Here is a 17,315-nt window from a genome sequence, read left to right on the forward strand (position 1 = left end):
ATCCCATCCCGCCCCTCAAAACCAGGACCCTCGATGAAAACCGATCCGGAATCGCATCAACGCATGACCGAACGCCGCCGCGAAGGCCACGAAAAGAAGCAGGCCGGCGCGACCGTCGAAAAAGGCCTGCTGATCGTCAACACCGGCACCGGCAAGGGCAAGAGCACGGCCGCGTTCGGCATGGCCGTGCGGGTGCTCGGCCACGGCATGCGGCTCGGCGTCGTGCAGTTCATCAAGGGCGCGCTGCATACGTCGGAGCGCGATTTCCTCGGCGCGATCGCGCAATGCGATTTCGTCACGATGGGCGACGGCTACACGTGGAACACGCAGAACCGCGAGGCCGACATGGCGACCGCGCGCAAAGGCTGGAACGAAGCGCGGCGGATGATCGAAAGCGGCGACTATCAGATGGTGATCCTCGACGAGCTGAACACCGTGCTGAAGTACGAATACCTGCCGCTCGACGAAGTGCTCGCGGTGATCAACGCGCGTGCGCCGATGTTGCACGTCGTCGTGACCGGACGCCATGCGCCGGACGCGCTGATCGAAGCCGCCGACCTCGTCACCGAAATGCGCGCGATCAAGCATCCGTATCGCGAGCAAGGTGTGAAGGCGCAGCGCGGCGTGGAGTTCTGAGCGATGTCGGCGTCCCCCAACGGGGCTTCGTCCGGGGCGTCCCCCCAGGGGACTTCCTTCGGGGCGTCCCCCCAGGGGACTTCCTTCGGGGCGTGCCCCGCGCTGTTCATCAGCGCGCCCGCGTCGGGACAAGGCAAAACCACGATCACCGCCGGTCTCGCGCGCTATCACCGGCGGCTCGGACGTCGCGTGCGCGTGTTCAAGACCGGACCGGATTTTCTCGATCCGATGATCCTCGCGCGCGCGAGCGGCACGCCGGTGCTGTCGCTCGATCTGTGGATGGTCGGCGAAAGCGCATGCCGCAACCTGCTCGCGCGGGCGGCGCAAGAAGCCGATCTGATCCTGATCGAAGGCGTGATGGGCCTGTTCGACGGCACGCCGAGCAGCGCCGATCTGGCGACCACGTTCGGCGTGCCGGTGCTCGCGGTGATTTCCGCGCAGGCGATGGCGCAGACCTTCGGCGCGCTCGCATTCGGCCTTGCGCGCTTCAGACCACAACTGCCGTTCCACGGCGTGCTCGCGAATCGCGTCGGCTCGTCTCGGCACGCGCAGATGTTGCAGGAAGCACTGCCGCCCGAGTTGCGCTGGTGCGGCCACCTCGCCGCGAGCGACGAGATCACGCTGCCCGACCGCCACCTCGGCCTACACCAGGCCGATGAAATCGACGATCTCGAAGCGCGCCTCGAACGCGCGGCGGATACGCTCGCGTCGACCGCGCTCGCCGAACTGCCGCCGCCGGTCGATTTCGGCGTGCCCTCGCCCGAAGTGCTGCCGCGTCTGCTCGAAGGCAAGCACATCGCGATCGCGCGCGACGCCGCGTTCTCGTTCATCTATCCGGCCAACGTCGCGCTGCTCGAAGCGCTCGGCGCGCGGCTCAGCTATTTCTCGCCGCTTGCCGACGAAGCGTTGCCCGCCGGCACGCACGCGCTTTATCTGCCGGGCGGCTATCCCGAGTTGCATATGGCGACGCTCGCGGGCAACGTGAACAGCGCCGCATCGATCCGCGCGCACGTCGAGGCGGACAACCCGGTGGTCGCCGAATGCGGCGGCATGCTCTATCTGCTCGACACGCTGACCGACGCGCAAGGCACTAGCACGCCGATGCTGGGCCTGCTACCCGGTCACGCGACGATGCAAACGCGCTTCACGTCGCTCGGTATGCAGCAGATCGATGGCGTCCACGGCACGCTGACCGGCCACACGTTCCACTACTCGAAGCTCGCGACGCCGCTCGCGCCGCAGCGCTTCGCCACGCGCGCGCACAGCGACACGCCCGGCGAAGCGGTGTTCCGCGTGGGCCCGATTGTGGCAACCTATATGCACGCTTACTGGCCCTCCAACCCGGCTTTCACGGCCGCCCTCTTTCATGGCGAAACCTTTTGACGACTCCGAGCGCGATGCGGTCTATCGCGCGATTTACGAACGCCGCGACATGCGCCACTTCGTGCCCGATCCGGTCGATCCGGCGGTGCTGCGGCGTTTGCTCGACGCGGCGCATCACGCGCCGAGCGTCGGCTACATGCAGCCGTGGCGGATCGTGCGCATCACCGATGCGGCGCTGCGCACGGGCTTGCGCGACATCGTCGAGCGCGAACGGCTCGCCACCGCCGACGCGCTCGGCAAGCGCCGCGACGAGTTCATGAAGCTGAAGGTGGAAGGCATGCGCGAATGCGCGGAGCTGCTGGTGATCGCGTTGATGGACGGGCGCGAGCGACACGTCTTCGGCCGCCGCACGCTGCCGGAGATGGATCTCGCGTCGGTCGCGTGCGCGATCCAGAACATGTGGCTCGCCGCGCGCGCGGAAGGACTCGGGCTTGGCTGGGTGTCGCTATTCGATGTCGACGCGGTGCACGAGCTACTGGGGATGCCGGAAGGCGCGCGGCCGGTCGCGATTCTGTGCCTCGGCCACGTCGCTGCGTTCTATAGCGAGCCGATGCTCGAAACGGAGCGCTGGGCGAGCCGTCTGCCGCTCGCCGATTGCGTGTTCGAAAACCGCTGGCCGCAAGACGAGCCGGCGCAGGAATAACTGATACTCGCGGCCCCGGCGATCCGAGGCTGTGTTTTAACGCTGCAGCGGCTCCATCGAGTCGACGTTCGGCACACCGCTCGTCTTGTCGATGCTGAGCTTCACACGCCAGTCGGCCGGCGCATCGAACGGCAGCTTCGCGAGCGCGGTTTTCACGAGCAACGGCAGTGCATGCAGCGGGTCCGCATCGCGATCCATGAACACCGCGCCGACCTTGTAGCGCTCGGCGCCGCTCGCGTAGTCGAAAAAGCGCAGCGTCAGCGCGTGCTGATACTTGCGCCCAAACAGCAGCGCGCCTGGACCGTCGCCGCTCGCGCCGCAATCGGCGGGCGCGCATTCCTCACCGCCGATGCCGATCGACGCCGGCCGCGTGCTATACGCCATCGACAGCAGATAATGCGCGGGCTTGCCCGCCGTATCGACGAACCCGTGTTTCGCCAACTCGTCGCGCAACAGCTTTTCGACTTGCGGATGGTCGGCGCTGTCGTCCTGCGGCTGCGTGCGCGCGAGCGAATAGGTCTGCTCGCCTTGCAGCGCAACGGCGCGGTCGGCGCCGTTAGCGGAGACGCTGTGCACGTCGGCGCTCAGGCCCGCGCAAGCGGTGAGGCTCGCCGCGGCCAGCGCGGCACAGAGGTGAGCGATCTTTGCCATTTTTTGTTTTCTCTCTAGTACATCGAATACATCAAAGGCGCATCAGACGCGCGGTGCGATCGATTCGTCGAGGGGCGCGTCGTCGAGCGCGGGCAGCCAGATCGTGAAGGCGGTCCCCTCGCCGGGCGCGCTGTTGACTTCGACGCTGCCACCGTGGCGCGTGACGACGGTTTTGACGAACGCCATGCCGAGTCCCGCCCCACCCACTTCCGGCCGCTCCGCCTCGTGAAAACGGCGAAAGCGCTCGAACAATCCCGCTTGCTGCTCCTCAGGAATGCCATAGCCCTGGTCGCGGATCGTGCACGACACGCGCGGCGCCTCGCTGCCCGCGCGCTTTGCCGCCGGCTGGCCAGCGAAGCTGCACACGATGCGCGTGTCGGGCGGACTGTACTTGACCGCATTGTTCAGGATATTGACGAGCGCGCGTGTCATCAGCGAGCGGTCGGCGCAGATCCAGGGATCGTCGTCGGCGTCGTCGCCGGATTCCGTATGCAGCGCGATGCGCTTCGCATGCGCCTGCGGCCAGACCTCGTCGCTCGCATCGATGACGAGTTCGGTCAGACTCAGCGGCTCGAGCACATAGGCCTGCGATTCGGCGCGCGCCAGTTGCACGAAGTCGTCGGCAAGCGTGAGCGCGCGTTGTGCGTAGCGTTCGATGCGCTCCAGCACGCTGCGCGCGAGCGCAGGCTCGGTCCGCGCGCGCTCGATCTCGACCAGCGCAATGATCGACGCCTGCGGCGAGCGCATGTCGTGCGACAGCAGCCGCAGCGCGTCTTCGCGCTGACGCTCGGCCGCATGGAGCGCCGACACGTCGACGAGACCGGCGATCCAGCCGGTCGTCTCGCCCTGCGCGTTGGTGCAGGTCGCATAGCGCAGCAGATGGTCGCGCTCGTTCGCGTCGCGCACCTCGACGCCCTGCGCCATCAGCGCCGCGAACTCGCCGCGCGTCGGATCGAGGAGCGCCGGCCAGTGCGCGTGCGCGGACAGATTGCGCTCGTTGTCGGTGGCCGCGCCGGTGTCGATCGTCTTCACGAGCGTGAGACCGCCGAGCACGCTCTGCATCGGCTGGCCTTCGGGCATCGGCGCGCCTAGCCGAGCGAAATGCGCTTTCGCCGCGTGATTCGCGATCAGCACGACGCCGGCCACGTCGCTGACGAGAATCGGCTCCGGCACGCTATCGAGGCTGTCCCACACGAAGCGCTTCATGTCCTGCACCCGTTGCGCGGCCTGCGCCATCAGCGCCATGTGCTGCGCGAGCACGTCGCCGCCGAACTCGCGGCGGCGCTTCGGCGTCTCGGGCAGCAGATGCGGCTCGTCGGCGAGACGCTGCAGTTCGCCGCGCAGATACGCCATCGTCATTTCGAGGCGTCGCCAGTTCCAGATCGGATAGACGATCACGACGCCGAGGATCGCCGGCACCGGCGAGATCCACAGCCTGCCGCCGTACAGCAGCAGCGCGCTGCCGGTCGCGGCGAGCAGCACCAGCGCGCCGGTCAGCAACAACGAGCGGCGCGGCGACAGCACGAGGAAGCCGGCGAGCAGCGCGGCGAGCGGCCCGAGCGCCGCCGCGAACACGACCCACAGCGCGACCGGCTGGATCTCGCGGCCGCTCAGCAGCGTGTCGAGCACGTTCGCGTGGATGTAGACGCCGGGCAGCGGACCGAGCTCGCCCGATACCGGTGTCGCGAAGCGGTCGTACAGACCCGACGCCGTCACGCCGATCACGACGATGCGCCCGCGCAACTGATCGGCCGGCACCTTGCCGGCAAGCACGTCGGCGAAACTGAGCTTTGGGTAGTTCGCGGCGTTCGGGCCGAAGGGAATCAGGAAGCGCTCTTCGCCGCCGTCGTCGCTGCCGCGCGCGGGCTCGTTCGAGGGGCGCGGCGGCAGGCCGCCGCGCAGATGCAGCTTGCCGTGTTCGACCGCGTCGGCGACGAGCACCGTCAGTTGCGGCCAGCGCGAGCGCTCGTCGCCCTGGAAGCGCGCGACGCTGCGCACGATGCCGTCGCTGTCCACTTCGAAATTGATGTGACCGAGCCCGGCAGCAGCCTGCGCGAGCGGCGCGACGGGTTCATCGACGGTGCGCTTGCCGCTCGCATCGGGCGGCGTCAGCAGCACGGGCAGATAGGTCGGGCTCAGCGCAATTGCGTGGGCGAGCTGGGCGTCGCCGACATTGGGCTCGGTGAACAGTACGTCGTAGATCACCGCGGCAGGTTTGGCCGCGGCGATCTGCTCGAGCAGCCGCGCGTGCACGCTGCGCGGCCACGGCCAGCGGCCGAGTGCGTCGATGCTCGCGTTGTCGATCTCGACGACGACGATGTCGGACAGCAGCGGCTGCTCGCGCAGCTTCAGAAACTGGTCGTACACCAGCAGATCGATGCCGGCGCCGACGCGCCCGAACGACGTCAGCAGGATCACCACGAGACCGAGACAGCCAACGCTGACCCACTCGATCAGAAAGCGCCGGCCGGCGCGCCGTCCGAGACGGGCGCGCGGATCGAGGCTCATTCGCGAAGAAGTGGCGGGCACGGGACGATGTAGTCGGGAACGGGAGGACGGACCGGCCAGCAGGCCGGCCCCGAGAATCTACCAGCGTCAGCGCGCAAGCGTAAAGGAGCGCACCGGACTGCTCTTTTCGTAGAAGCGGCCGTTGTCGAACTGCTCGGCGACGATCGTCCAGTAGTAGACGCCCGGAGGCAGATCGCTGATCACGAGTTCGCCGCCCGGCAGATCGGGGCGATCGATTACCGGATGGCTCAGTTCGGCCGTGTTCGCGAGCAGGAAGCGGAACCGGGTCGGCACGTTGCTGCGGCTGACGAACCAGCGGAACTCGTAGTCGCGGCTACCCGCGCGCTGCGCGGCCGAAGCGTCCAGCCCTAGCTGGCGGCGCTCGAACGCGTACACGTTCGGCAGGCCGTCGAGACCGTTGCTATCGGTCGACGCGACGCGCACGAAGTACGTGCCGTCGGGCAGATCGCCGAAGTCGGCATGCGGCGCGCTCACGCGCAGGTCTCGCACCAGGTCCAGTTGATCGGCGTCGTGCGAAATCTGCAGCCGATAGCCGACCGCGTGCTCGGCCGGGTTGACGTCGAACGCGACGCTCTTGCCGTCCTGCACGCGCGCCGGCCGCGCGAGCCCGGGTGCGGGCAACAGCTGGACCGGACTGCCGACCGCGCCGCCCGAGTGCGTGACGTTGCCGAAGCTTGCCTCGACCAGCTGTTCGGACGCCTGCAACGGCCTGCCTGGCGCCGGCGCGGCACTCTGGCCATGCTGCGCGGCCGGATCGACGCCGACCGCGCCGTCGAGCACCGCCACCGCGGTGGTTTGCGTGTCGCCGTCGTAATCGACGCGGAAACGCGTGCCGCGCACCCCGGCGACCACCGAAGGCGAACGGATCTGGAAGCGATCATCGCGTCGCTTCGCATGCGTGACCTGGCTCTCGACCTCGCCGGCGCGCAGCTCAAAGACGCGATCGGCCACGCCGGTCAGCGTGACGTGCCGCAGTCTCTCGATATTGAGTTCGCCGTTCTGCGCGACCGTCACGTATGAGCCGTCGGGCAGCTCGAGCGTCGCGAACCCGTTCGCGCCGGTGCGCAAGCGATCGCCTTCGGCCAGCGTTTCACCGGTTTTCAGCGGCAGATAGGGGCTCGAGTCGAACGCGTGCTCGACCGGACCGCTGGTCGCGACCACGCGAGCCGTGTCCCGATCCTGGCGCAGCCTTCGGGAGGGCAAACGCAGCACGATGCCGGCCGCCATGCGGCGCGGCGCGGGCACGTGATTGAGGCTGCTCAACAGCGCCCAGTCGGTCGGATCGGCCATGTAGCGGGCGGCGATGTCATACAGCGTGTCGCCCTCGTGCGTCGTGTACGAAGCGTAGACCGGCGACGCCTTCGCTCCGGTCTTGCCGCGCGCGGGCTGCGCGTGCGCGAGCGCGCTCCAGCCGGTCGCGCCCGTTGCAATCAGACAGGCCGCGGCAAGCCACGCGGCGGCGCGGCGGCCGGGCATGGCGGCGCTGCCCGATGCCGCCCCATCCACGCAGACCGTCACGCTTCCCCCGCTTCTTCAGTGGGTTCGTCGTCGGCGGCCGGTGGTGTGTCGGTTTCGATCCGCTCGAGGCGGTAGCCATAGCCGTAGATCGGCGTGAGCCGATAACCGTGCTCGGGGCGCAGACCGAGCTTGCTGCGCAACATCGACACATGAGTGTCCATCGTGCGCGACGGGATGTCCGTGGCCTGCTTCCAGATCACGTCGAGAATGTGTGCGCGCGACAACGGCCGGCTCATATGCTGGAACAGCAGCAGCGCGAGTTCGAACTCTTTCTGCGTGACGGAGACCGGGGTGCCGCGGACCACGACGTGCTTGACGCTCAGGTCGAACTCGAAGTCGCCGAATACTTCCCTCGTTGCCGGCGGCTTCAGGTAATACGCGCGCCGCAGCAGCGAACCAACCCGCGCGAGCAGCACGGCGCCCGACACGGGCTTGACGAGATAGTCGTCGGCACCGGTATTCAGAATCGAAGTGATGTCGGTTTCGCGGCCGCGGCTCGTCATGAACAGCACCGGCAGGCGCTCGGACAGGCTTTCGCGCACCCAGCGAAGCACTTCTTCGCCGGACATGTCGGGAACGTTCCAGTCGAGCACGAGCAGATCGAACGTCTGACGACGCAACTGGCGCACGAGTTCGCGCCCTGCGCCATACGCGTGACAGACGTGTCCAGCGGCGGACAGCGTTTGACACACAAGGTCGGCCTGAGCCGAATCATCATCGAGGACTGCAATTCTCATAACACCCCACAACGCAACAGCGCCTTCATGGCTGACGGCCGGTATACCGGCGACGACCGGGATGACGGCGCAGCACCGCCGATCCGGCTTCCCAAAAAATTCCGGCTGTTACTTTCTGATTAATGGTCCCTCGCCGTACCCCGCCATGACGCTGCTTTCATGAAGCGGAAATCAGCGCATAAATGTAATTTCCATAGCGATTATGCAGGGCAGATCATGATAATCGAAAACCTTCTTTCTTCCCGTTTGCCGTGTACCGGCAATCCGTCGCGAAAAACCCTAATCAGAAACGGCTGACGCGCTTTTCAGGTTTGTCTGGTCTGCCACCACTAGCCGGCGCCGGAAGGAAGTGACACTGCGGACGGAAGATCCTTGCTGGAGCGGCTTTTTGACCACGCTCGCTTATCGGCTTTAAGATTCCTTTCAGGTACTCTTATTTAACAATTGCGTGTTCAGTATAAGAATAATCTCAAAATAAATCGTTTAAACATTGTTAGATTTTGTCCCGGTCGAGTTGTCATTCGAGGCAGTCGGCTTGACTGCTTCACATTGTCGGCCGAGCGATGACGCGCCGCGAGACGGACCGTCAGCGGGTGATGCGCAGCGTTAGGGCCGCCGGCAAAAAAATGCGGCGCTGCCCCTTTCGAAGCAACGCCGCCACAAACACTACACACGCTCGCCGGGGTCTAACCGCACGAGTAACGTCACGTTAGCCCGCGGAAAAGCCGGGCTCAAGACGAAAGAACTTCCTTTGTAACCGCTGGCGAAGTAGTTATTACGCGCCGCACCAGCGCGCGCGACGCGCAAGTCCTACACAGCGCGAGTTCGAAATTGGTATGAGTTGAAGCCCCCATCAACGGCAATTTACATACACAGACGCTTTGTTACAGTATGGCCCCCATTGGCGTTGCTGCGGCGCGTCAGATTTCCCCCTTGCGTGTCTGCGTGGCCCGTCTGCATTGCGTCGTTCGGTCGCTTGCCCGCGCGTTCAACGCGCGCCTTCGATGTCCGGCATAGGCGCGAACAGCGCGTCGAGATCGTCGTCCGAGAACTTTGCGGCGCCGGCCGCATCTTCCGCGAGAATGCTGTCGGCGAGCCCGGCCTTGTGCTCCTGCAATGCGACGATCTTTTCCTCGATGCTGCCGGCCGCGATCAACTTGTACACGAATACCGGCTTGTCCTGTCCCAGCCGATGCGCGCGGTCGGTCGCCTGGTTCTCGGCGGCCGGGTTCCACCACGGGTCGTAGTGGATCACCGTGTCGGCGGCGGTCAGGTTCAGCCCCACGCCGCCGGCCTTCAGGCTGATCAGGAACAGCGGCACCTCGCCCTGCTGGAACCGCTCGACCGGGCTCACGCGATCGGCCGTGTCGCCCGTCAGCATGACGTACGGGATCGCGGCTTCGTCGAGCGCCTCGGCGATCAACGCGAGCATGCCGGTGAACTGCGAGAACAGCAGCACGCGGCGTCCCTCCTCGATCAGCTCGGGCAGCATCGACAGCAGCAGATCGAGCTTGGCCGAGCGCATCGCGCGCTCGCCGCCGCCCGTGGCAGCGCCGTCCGCGATACCGCTGGCGGTGCGCACGAGCCGTGGATCGCAGCACACCTGGCGCAGCTTCAGCAACGCATCGAGCACGATGATGTGGCTGCGCGCGAGCCCCTGTGCGCTGACCGCCGCGCGCACCTTCTGCTGCATCGCGGTGCGCACGGTTTCGTACAGGTCGCGCTGCGCGCCTTCGAGATCGACCGGACACACGATCGTCGTCTTCGGCGGCAGCTCCTTCGCGACCTCGTCCTTGCGACGGCGCAGCATGAACGGCCGGATGCGGCGCGCGAGCAACGCGCGGCGCACGTCGTCGCCGTTCTTTTCGATCGGATTGCGCCAGCGTCGCGTGAAGTCCTTCTGGCTGCCGAGAAAGCCCGGCAGCAGAAAATCGAATTGCGACCACAGCTCGCCGAGATGATTCTCGAGCGGCGTGCCCGTCAGGCCCAGCCGATGCCGCGCCCGCAAGCCGCGAATCGCCTGGGCGGCTTTGGTGGTCGCGTTCTTCACGTACTGCGCCTCATCGAGAATCAGCAGATGATAGTCGTGCTCGGCGAGCACCTTCTGATCGCGCCACAACAGCGCATAAGTGGTCAGGATCAGCTCGGCTTCGCCGATCTGCTGGAAACGCTCCTTTCTCTGCGGCCCGTTCAGCACCAGCACTTTCAGCTCTGGCGCAAAGCGGCGCGCTTCCTCGCGCCAGTTGTGCACGAGCGTGGTCGGCACGACGATCAGCGCGGGATGCGTGAGCCGCCCCGCTTCCTTCTCGGCGAGAACGTGCGCGAGCGTCTGCACGGTTTTGCCGAGGCCCATGTCGTCGGCGAGCACGCCGGCCAGATCCTGTTCGCGCAGGAACTGCATCCAGTTCAGGCCCTGGTGCTGGTACCCGCGCAGCTCGGCCTTCAGCCCGCGCGGCACCGGCACTTCGCGCAGGCCCGGACCGGCTTGCAGACGGCGTGCGAGCTCGCGGATCGAATCGTCGCCGCTGAACTGCCAGCGGCCGGTGTCGTGCAGCGCATCGAGGCGACCCGCATCGACCGCGGGCACGCGCAGAGGCGCGCCTTCGGCAAGCGCGCCGCCGAGCGAATCGAACAGATCGACCAGCACGCGCACCACCGGCTTCAGACGATCGGCGCGCAACCGCAGGCGCTTGTTCTCCTCGGTCTTCAGCTCGATCGGCTCGTCGTCTCGAATACGCTCCAGCGCGCCAGAGAGCCAGCGCCGGTCACGCCGGAACAGATCGGCCAGCAGCGGTTCGAGCCGCACGTTGCGCTCGCCGACGCGGATGCCCATCTCCAGATCGAACCAGCCGTCGCCGGCCTGCTGCGCGGTGCCGTCGATCGCGTCGATCTCGATCACGTTGTAGCGGAACTCGGGCGCCATCGTCACGCGCCAGCCCTTCGCGACCAGATCCGGCACCGCGTCGTTGACGAACTCGGACCACGCGTCGGTGTCGGGCAGACCGAGCATCGTGTCGGGCAACAGACGCGACGCATGCAGGTTGCGCGTCGGCACCTTTTGCAGACCGGTCTTGCGCAATTCCAGCAGACGCTTTTTCTCGGCGTCGTAGCGCCGGCGGATGTGAATCACGTCGCCGCGCGGCAACGGCACCAGCGTCACGCTGCTGTCGGCGTTGATGCTGACACCGTCGTAGTCGAAGCTCGCGGCGGCCAGTTCTACCGCGGCGGACTTGCGCTCCGCGGCCTTCGCGGCCTTCGCGGTTTTTGCCGTTTTGATGCCCTTCCCCGCGCCGGGCAGCGCATGGCTGTTCAGCGTCAGCACCGGCACCGGTTCGACGTCGATCACCCGAATCGCGGGCGCGTCGTGGGTCGGCGGCAGCGGCAACTCGGGCGCGATCTCGCGCAGCACCGACGCGACGAGCGGCGCCTCGGCGAGCGAGATCGGCGGCATCGCGAGGTAGTCGGGCAGTTGCTGGAACGGCAGCGACAGTGGCACGACGCCCGCCTCGTTGGCGACGCCGTCCACGTACCAGACCGGCTCGGTCGGCAGCACCATGCTCGCGCGCGGTTCGGTGCGCAGTACCGGGCGCAGGCGCTCGTCGGCGAGCGGCTCCCATTCGATGCGCCCGAGGCGGTCGGCGGCGCGCGCGAGCGGCGTCGGTCCGGCCTGGCCCGGCGCGATCCCGAAGTCGAAGAACAGGCGCCCGGTCGCGATCAGCTTCTGCAGCGTTTCCGCGCCACTCGTGCCACGCAGCACGAACTGGCCCAGGTCCTCGCGCGAGCGACCGAGCCATAGGCCGCGGAGGATCGACAGGTCTTCGTCGGACACGAAGCGCGGCTGCCTGAGCAGCGCGCCTTCGACGTCGCCCCAGCTGTCGCCGACTTCGACGATCACGCCGTCCGCGTCGCAACGCGCGCGATGCAGCACGACTTCGTGGCGCATATGAAGACGCGACCAGTTGAGCCGATAGGCGAGCGTTTCCTTGCGCGTGGCGTCGAGCTTCCGGGCGGCGTCTTTTCCGGCGGCGTCGGCCGCGCGGGCGCGCGCGCGAAAACGCTCGAGCCAGCTGACCAGTTCGGGTCGCACACCTTGAGATGAAGATGGAGATGGAGACGGTGATGGCGCCGGCGGCGCGCCCGGCACCGTAATCCGTCGCGCGATGAACACCGCCGACGTCGCCGGGTCACTGTCGTCCTCGACCTGCGTGATGTGATCCATCTCGTCGTGGTAGTCGAGTTCCGCGAGCAGCAGCGCCGCGACGTGCTTGCAGTTGCGGCCGACCGGGCACGTGCATTTGCCTTCGGCCGACGGCGACCCGCCATCGGTACGAAAGCGAACCCGTGTCAGGTACGGCCGCGGCTGCGAGCCCTGCACGTCGCCCGACAGCGTGTCTCCCTGCCATTTGACGTTGCTGACCGCGCCCACCGAGCGCGCCTTGGCGACGGTGCGCTCACCGAGCCATTCCGCAATCCTTTCCCGATCGAAGAAAACTGATGACATCCGCGTGCATTCCTGTTCAAACCGGCGAAGGCAAGCGCGCGTGGACCATGACGGGGCGCCGCGCGACGCCCGGCCGATTCTGTCCAGTTGCGATTTGCCAGTGATAACCGGCCATTTTACGCGTTGGACGAAAATCGCCAGGGCGGGCGATCTGGACAGTTCGGGAGCAACCCGGTCAAGCCGCGGTTCGACCCATATTAGCGTTCGCCGCGGGCCATGCTGCCCCATACTCCGTCGCGCAGAATCAGCCCATGCAACAACGCCGCTGCCAGATGCAGCAGCACCGTCGCGAACAACGCGAACGCGAGCCACGTATGCAGCGCGCGCAGCAGCGCGAACAGCGCGACGTTGTGCGGTGCGATCGGCGGCAGATGCAGCGGACCGAACAGCGTGACCGGATAGCCGGCCGCCGATAGCATCGCCCAGCCGATCAGCGGCATCGCGAGCATCAGCCCGTACAGCACGAAGTGCGACGCATGCGCCGCGATTCGTTGCGGCTTCGACATGCGCGCGGGCAATGGCGGACTGCCGCGCATCATGCGCACCGCGAGCCGCACCAGCACGAGCAGCAGCAACGCGATGCCGAGCGGCCGATGCAGCGCGACCAACGCATCATGGGCACGCGATACCGTCGCGACCATGCCCACGCCAATAAACAGCATCGCGACGATCAGCGGCGCCATCGTCCAGTGCAGCAGCCGCGCGAGCGGACTGAAGTGTGTGCGGGTGCGCGTCATGAAGGCTCTCCGTTTGGCTGGGTTCGATGGATCTCGGGATGCAGCGCCTCCTCGCGCGTGCGGCGTTGGAACGACTGTGCGTAGGCCGCAGAGCGCGCGGCGAGCAACGGATCGTCCGATGGCGCGATGCCGGCGGGCACGATCGTCGGATCGAAGTTGATGTCGCGGCAGGCGCCGTCCTCCTGCGACGTCGTGCGTTCGATCACGAGCGTCCCCGCGTCGACGCGCTGGCGGTCGTCGGGCCACTGCAGCGTCGCGTCGCTGGTCGGGTCGCCCGGTTGCGCGACGGTCAACAGCAGATGCCAGCGCAACGGTCCGTGTTGCAGACGCTCGTCGAGCTCGGCGGCGAGGAAGTTCTTTTCGGCCTGCTGCGCCGCGGTGATCGGCGCGTAAGGCGTGTCGGGCACGACGGCCCAGCGCACGGCGCGCGTCGTGCCGTGCGCATCGGTAAACAGAAACGCGTCGATGCCGTAGTATGCGGCGTTCGCGAGGCTCGACGACGGCGCGTGCGACTTGACCCAGCGCCGGAACGGCTGCGTCTCGGGATTGGCCGCGTAGAACGCCTTCAGCTTCGCGGGGTCCGGTTTGCCGGTCGCAGGGTCGGGCTTCGTGGCCAGCAATTGCTGATAGAACTGCGCTGGCGTATGCACCGCGAACACCGGCGTCGAGTTCATGCCGGTACGCCACTGTTCGCCATCGCGAAGCCGGAACTGCAGCGCGAGACTGCGCACCGGCGAGCTCGTATCGGGCGCGGACGGATTGCCGCCGGGCACCGCGAAGCGACCCGACACCGGCGTGCGGCCCGGCGCGAACACTGCCGCGTGCGACAGCGCCGCGCCATTGCCGTTGCTGTCGAAATAGCCGTCGACGCACAGGCCCTTGGCGTGATTGCGTCGATAGCCGGGATGCGGGCCCGCGACCGCCTCGAACGTATCGATGATGCGCGGGGCGGTCAGACGCGCGGGCGTCAGCCACCCCGCGGTGTACGCGAAGCCGCCCGCGAGCGCGAGCGCGACCGCGCCGATCGCGGCGAGCCGGCATGGCACGCAGATCGGCCGCGGGTCGGAGCCGGCGGGGTTGGGTTTGGGTGCGAAGGGTGGTGTCACGGAAACTCCTTGCCGGATGGATCGATGATTCGATCGATGGGTCGATCGACTCATCGACCGACGTACGGGCGAACACGCCTCGCTACGGTCTATTCCATCCGGCCCTGGCGCGCACATTCAAACCCATTCGCGCGCCAGTGGCCGATGCTGCTTCAATGGGTGCCAACAGCCGGCGCTCCCGAGTTCGCGACGTGGCTCGCGGCGAGCGCCGCTTGCGCGGCGAGCGCCTGCTTGCGCTGCTCGACCTGACGTGCGAACACGGGACTGACATCGGGATACGACGCGTCGGTGATGTAGTCGAGACCGTTCTGCTGCGCCTCGATCAGTTCCTGGTACACCTGAGCACGTGTCTTGCCCTGCGCAAACGCGCTCGACGAAGCGGCGAGAACGACGAACGACAAAGCAACGAACGAAAACTTTTTCATGATCGACTCCTTGGAGAGTTGTGCGGGTTCGCACGAGGGAGAACCACGGGTGGGCAGCGTTTATTCCTGTATTCGCGGCGTGAAAAAAACATCGCCGGCGCGGGGAATAAATGTCCCCGCCGCCGTGTTTGCCGTCCGATAGCAGCAATCAAGACCGCGCATCATCATGACCTCGACTCACCGCCCCTCCGGCGCTCCGCTCTCCGAAGACGACATCCAGGCCTATACGGACGGCACGCTGACGCCCGAGCGCGCCGCGTCGCTGCGCGACTACCTCGGCAAGCATCCGGCGGAAGCACGGCGGGTCGCCTTTTACGACCGCTTGAACGCACAGATCCAGGCCACGTTTCAGACCGCCGAGGAGCCCGCGCCCGGGCGCCTCGGCGGATCGCGCCCGCTGCGCATGCGCCCGCAACCGGGTGGTCGCGCACGCCGAACGCTCGTCGCGCTCGTCGCGCTCGCGCTGATGCTGAGCGCCATCAGCGGTTGGCTCCTGGCGACTCAGGTGTCGGCACGGGCGCTCGATAATGCCGCCGTGATGGCGCTCGCCGAAGCCACCGCACGGCCCTTTTCCTCGGCATCGCCGACGCGCGTCGATCCAGCCGCGCCGGATCTCGGCGCGATCGGCCTGCGCCTCGTCGAGCAACGCGTGCTGCGGCTCGGGCCATTGCAACGCGCGGACGAACTCGTCTATCTGAACGGCGATCAGCAACCGGTGGTCGTGCTGTCGGCCGCGGCGCCGTTTGCGCGGGAAGAGCCGCAGTGGGCCGCGCGCCGCATCGGCGAGCTGCGGCTGTTGACGTGGACCGCGCAGCGGCAGCGTTTCGTCGTCGCGGGCAATGCGCGCACCCACGGCCTGATGCGCGCCGCCGACGTGATGAGCGCGCGCTGACGCCGGTGCGCGCGGCCCTCGCGGAATAAAATGCGCTGACAGGTGTTTGCAGTTCGAACGCATCGTGCGACGGAAGCCTCCGCGACCGGCCCGGCGCGTATCGATACCGACGCGAGTGAAGCCGATGCCACCCCCACGCCCCTTGACGGGGATCAACCATGGATGTCCGTGACGAGCTGATCGAGCACGTGCCGCGTCTGCGGCGCTATGCGCGGGCGCTGATCAACAATCGGGAACTCGCCGACGACCTCGTGCAGGACACGCTCGAGCGCGCGCTCGGCCGCACCCGTCTGTTCCAGCCGGGCACCGATCTGCGCGCGTGGCTGTTCACGATCATGCACAACGTCTTCGCGAATCAGGCGCGCAAGGCGTCGGCGCGCGCAGTCCACGTCGCGGTCGACGACGACAGCATCGCCGAAAGCGAGCTCGCGGTGCCGTCGGGCCAGACGCGTTCGCTCGAAATGCGCGACCTCGACTACGCGTTGCAGCGGCTGCCGGTCGAACAGCGCGAGGTGGTGCTGCTGGTCGGTCTCGAGGAGATGAGCTATGCCGATGTCGCGCTCGCGCTGAACGTTCCGATCGGCACGGTGATGTCGCGGCTCTCGCGCGGACGCGAACGGCTGCGGGCTTTGATGGCGGGCGCCCAGCCCGGTGCGAAATTACAGGTGGTGCGATGAGCGAGCCGCAAATGCCGATCGGCGAAGAAGACTTGCACGCGTACGTGGACGGCACGCTGTCCGGCGAGCGGCGCGACGAGGTGGAGCGCGCGCTCGAACAGAATCCGGAGCTGGCCGCGCGCGTCAGCGATTACTTTTCGCTCAATGGTCTGCTTCACGAGCGCTACGACCGCGTGCTCAGCGAGCCCGTGCCGAAGCGTCTGCAGACCGGCGTGCCGCGCCGCGCGCGAGCGGCCGCGAACTGGCCGCGTTTTGCCGCGCAGTTCGCGGGCATGGCCGCGGCGCTCGTGCTCGGCGTGGGCATCGGCATGCACAGGAACGATCTGATTCCACCGGTTGCGATCGATCGAACCGACCCAGGGGCCGAAACGCAAGCCGGAAATCGTCCGGTCAGCGCGGACAGCGCCGAGGGCTTCGCGCGCCAGGCGGCGCTCGCGCACGTCGTCTACATGCCGGCGATCGACCGGCCGGGCGACATGAGCGCCGATCGCGAGCAGGACTTCGTGCAATGGCTCGCGAACCGGCTCGGCACCGAGGTCCATCCGCCGATGCTGTCGAAGAGCGGATTCATGCTGTCAGGCGGCCGCCTGCTGCCCGGCGACGACGGTCCGACCGCGCAGTTCATGTATCGCGGACCGAACGGCGAGCGCGTCACGCTGTGCATCTCGCATCGTCGCGAGAACGCGAATACGACTGCGTTCAAGCTGTATCAGGCGGGGCCCGTCAACGTGTTCTATTGGGTCGACGGCGATTTTGGCTATGCGGTGTCGGGTGGGATCGATCGCAAGGAACTGCTGCAGCTCGCGCATGATGTCTATGCGCAGTTGACGGGGGCCGCGCCCGGTTGAAGCGGATGGGTTCCGCGCCGCGCGGTTCGCGC

At 67.1% G+C, this 17,315-nt stretch carries 14 protein-coding genes; 6 read left to right on the forward strand and 8 right to left on the reverse strand.

All coding sequences use genetic code 11. The features are described from left to right. The first annotated feature begins 33 nt into the window (after positions 1-33). Genes cobO through bluB form a run of 3 tightly spaced genes read left to right on the forward strand, consistent with a single transcriptional unit; the run spans position 34 to position 2,662 of the window. Positions 34-636 carry a cob(I)yrinic acid a,c-diamide adenosyltransferase gene (gene cobO / locus F6X39_RS22715; protein WP_090805916.1) on the forward strand — a complete coding sequence of 201 codons (603 nt, stop codon included), beginning with the start codon at positions 34-36 and terminating at the stop codon, positions 634-636. Positions 637-639: 3 nt separating this feature from the next. Next, positions 640-2,019, forward strand: coding sequence for a cobyrinate a,c-diamide synthase (locus tag F6X39_RS22720; RefSeq protein WP_262414781.1), 1,380 nt, complete (start codon positions 640-642; stop codon positions 2,017-2,019). Then, entirely contained in the window at positions 2,003-2,662 is a 660-nt protein-coding gene (gene bluB, locus F6X39_RS22725) for a 5,6-dimethylbenzimidazole synthase (RefSeq protein WP_187618201.1), read from the forward strand. The genes F6X39_RS22720 and bluB overlap by 17 nt, the downstream gene beginning before the upstream one ends. 36 nt (positions 2,663-2,698) lie before the next feature. Here bluB and F6X39_RS22730 read toward each other — a convergent pair whose 3' ends face one another. The 8 genes from F6X39_RS22730 to F6X39_RS22765 form a co-directional block, all read right to left on the reverse strand. Beyond that, a complete protein-coding gene (locus F6X39_RS22730) occupies positions 2,699-3,313 on the reverse strand; it encodes a DUF4136 domain-containing protein (protein ID WP_187618202.1) in 615 nt (204 codons plus the stop codon). A 42-nt stretch (positions 3,314-3,355) separates the two neighbouring features. Then, on the reverse strand, positions 3,356-5,842 hold the full coding sequence (locus F6X39_RS22735; protein WP_187618203.1) for a CHASE2 domain-containing protein: 2,487 nt from the start codon (positions 5,840-5,842) through the stop codon (positions 3,356-3,358). A gap of 66 nt (positions 5,843-5,908) precedes the next feature. Continuing rightward, the gene (locus F6X39_RS22740; RefSeq protein ID WP_187618204.1) at positions 5,909-7,360 is read right to left on the reverse strand and encodes a FecR domain-containing protein; all 1,452 of its coding nucleotides are present in this window, start codon (positions 7,358-7,360) and stop codon (positions 5,909-5,911) included. Then, entirely contained in the window at positions 7,357-8,097 is a 741-nt protein-coding gene (locus F6X39_RS22745) for a response regulator transcription factor (protein WP_187618205.1), read from the reverse strand. Before F6X39_RS22745 ends, F6X39_RS22740 begins: the two co-directional genes overlap by 4 nt. Positions 8,098-9,085: 988 nt before the next feature. After that, complete coding sequence (locus tag F6X39_RS22750; RefSeq protein ID WP_187618206.1) at positions 9,086-12,598, reverse strand: DEAD/DEAH box helicase; 3,513 nt, start codon at positions 12,596-12,598, stop codon at positions 9,086-9,088. 197 nt (positions 12,599-12,795) lie between these two features. Further along, on the reverse strand, positions 12,796-13,335 hold the full coding sequence (locus F6X39_RS22755) for a cytochrome b (protein WP_187618207.1): 540 nt from the start codon (positions 13,333-13,335) through the stop codon (positions 12,796-12,798). Next, on the reverse strand, positions 13,332-14,387 hold the full coding sequence (locus F6X39_RS22760; protein WP_410450275.1) for a catalase family peroxidase: 1,056 nt from the start codon (positions 14,385-14,387) through the stop codon (positions 13,332-13,334). Before F6X39_RS22760 ends, F6X39_RS22755 begins: the two co-directional genes overlap by 4 nt. A gap of 206 nt (positions 14,388-14,593) precedes the next feature. Continuing rightward, positions 14,594-14,866 carry a DUF4148 domain-containing protein gene (locus F6X39_RS22765; RefSeq protein WP_184069395.1) on the reverse strand — a complete coding sequence of 91 codons (273 nt, stop codon included), beginning with the start codon at positions 14,864-14,866 and terminating at the stop codon, positions 14,594-14,596. Positions 14,867-15,032: 166 nt separating this feature from the next. Here F6X39_RS22765 and F6X39_RS22770 point away from each other — a divergent pair, with 166 nt between their 5' ends. The 3 genes from F6X39_RS22770 (at position 15,033) to F6X39_RS22780 (ending at position 17,283) form a co-directional block, all read left to right on the forward strand. Next, positions 15,033-15,758, forward strand: coding sequence for an anti-sigma factor family protein (locus F6X39_RS22770; protein ID WP_187618208.1), 726 nt, complete (start codon positions 15,033-15,035; stop codon positions 15,756-15,758). A gap of 158 nt (positions 15,759-15,916) precedes the next feature. Then, a complete protein-coding gene (locus F6X39_RS22775) occupies positions 15,917-16,435 on the forward strand; it encodes a sigma-70 family RNA polymerase sigma factor (RefSeq protein WP_018421072.1) in 519 nt (172 codons plus the stop codon). Further along, positions 16,432-17,283, forward strand: coding sequence for an anti-sigma factor family protein (locus F6X39_RS22780; RefSeq protein ID WP_090805934.1), 852 nt, complete (start codon positions 16,432-16,434; stop codon positions 17,281-17,283). Before F6X39_RS22775 ends, F6X39_RS22780 begins: the two co-directional genes overlap by 4 nt. Positions 17,284-17,315: the final 32 nt, after the last annotated feature.

This window comes from Paraburkholderia sp. UCT2, assembly GCF_014397665.1.
Classification (GTDB): domain Bacteria; phylum Pseudomonadota; class Gammaproteobacteria; order Burkholderiales; family Burkholderiaceae; genus Paraburkholderia; species Paraburkholderia tuberum.

What these genes read in the sequence shown, in the direction of transcription:
- cobO (WP_090805916.1), top strand. Translation starts at nt 34, where the DNA reads ATGAAAACCGATCCGGAATCGCATCAACGCATGACCGAACGCCGCCGC.
- F6X39_RS22720 (WP_262414781.1), top strand. Translation starts at nt 640, where the DNA reads ATGTCGGCGTCCCCCAACGGGGCTTCGTCCGGGGCGTCCCCCCAGGGG.
- bluB (WP_187618201.1), top strand. Translation starts at nt 2,003, where the DNA reads ATGGCGAAACCTTTTGACGACTCCGAGCGCGATGCGGTCTATCGCGCG.
- F6X39_RS22730 (WP_187618202.1), bottom strand. Translation starts at nt 3,313, where the DNA reads ATGGCAAAGATCGCTCACCTCTGTGCCGCGCTGGCCGCGGCGAGCCTC.
- F6X39_RS22745 (WP_187618205.1), bottom strand. Translation starts at nt 8,097, where the DNA reads ATGAGAATTGCAGTCCTCGATGATGATTCGGCTCAGGCCGACCTTGTG.
- F6X39_RS22750 (WP_187618206.1), bottom strand. Translation starts at nt 12,598, where the DNA reads ATGTCATCAGTTTTCTTCGATCGGGAAAGGATTGCGGAATGGCTCGGT.
- F6X39_RS22755 (WP_187618207.1), bottom strand. Translation starts at nt 13,335, where the DNA reads ATGACGCGCACCCGCACACACTTCAGTCCGCTCGCGCGGCTGCTGCAC.
- F6X39_RS22765 (WP_184069395.1), bottom strand. Translation starts at nt 14,866, where the DNA reads ATGAAAAAGTTTTCGTTCGTTGCTTTGTCGTTCGTCGTTCTCGCCGCT.
- F6X39_RS22770 (WP_187618208.1), top strand. Translation starts at nt 15,033, where the DNA reads ATGACCTCGACTCACCGCCCCTCCGGCGCTCCGCTCTCCGAAGACGAC.
- F6X39_RS22775 (WP_018421072.1), top strand. Translation starts at nt 15,917, where the DNA reads ATGGATGTCCGTGACGAGCTGATCGAGCACGTGCCGCGTCTGCGGCGC.
- F6X39_RS22780 (WP_090805934.1), top strand. Translation starts at nt 16,432, where the DNA reads ATGAGCGAGCCGCAAATGCCGATCGGCGAAGAAGACTTGCACGCGTAC.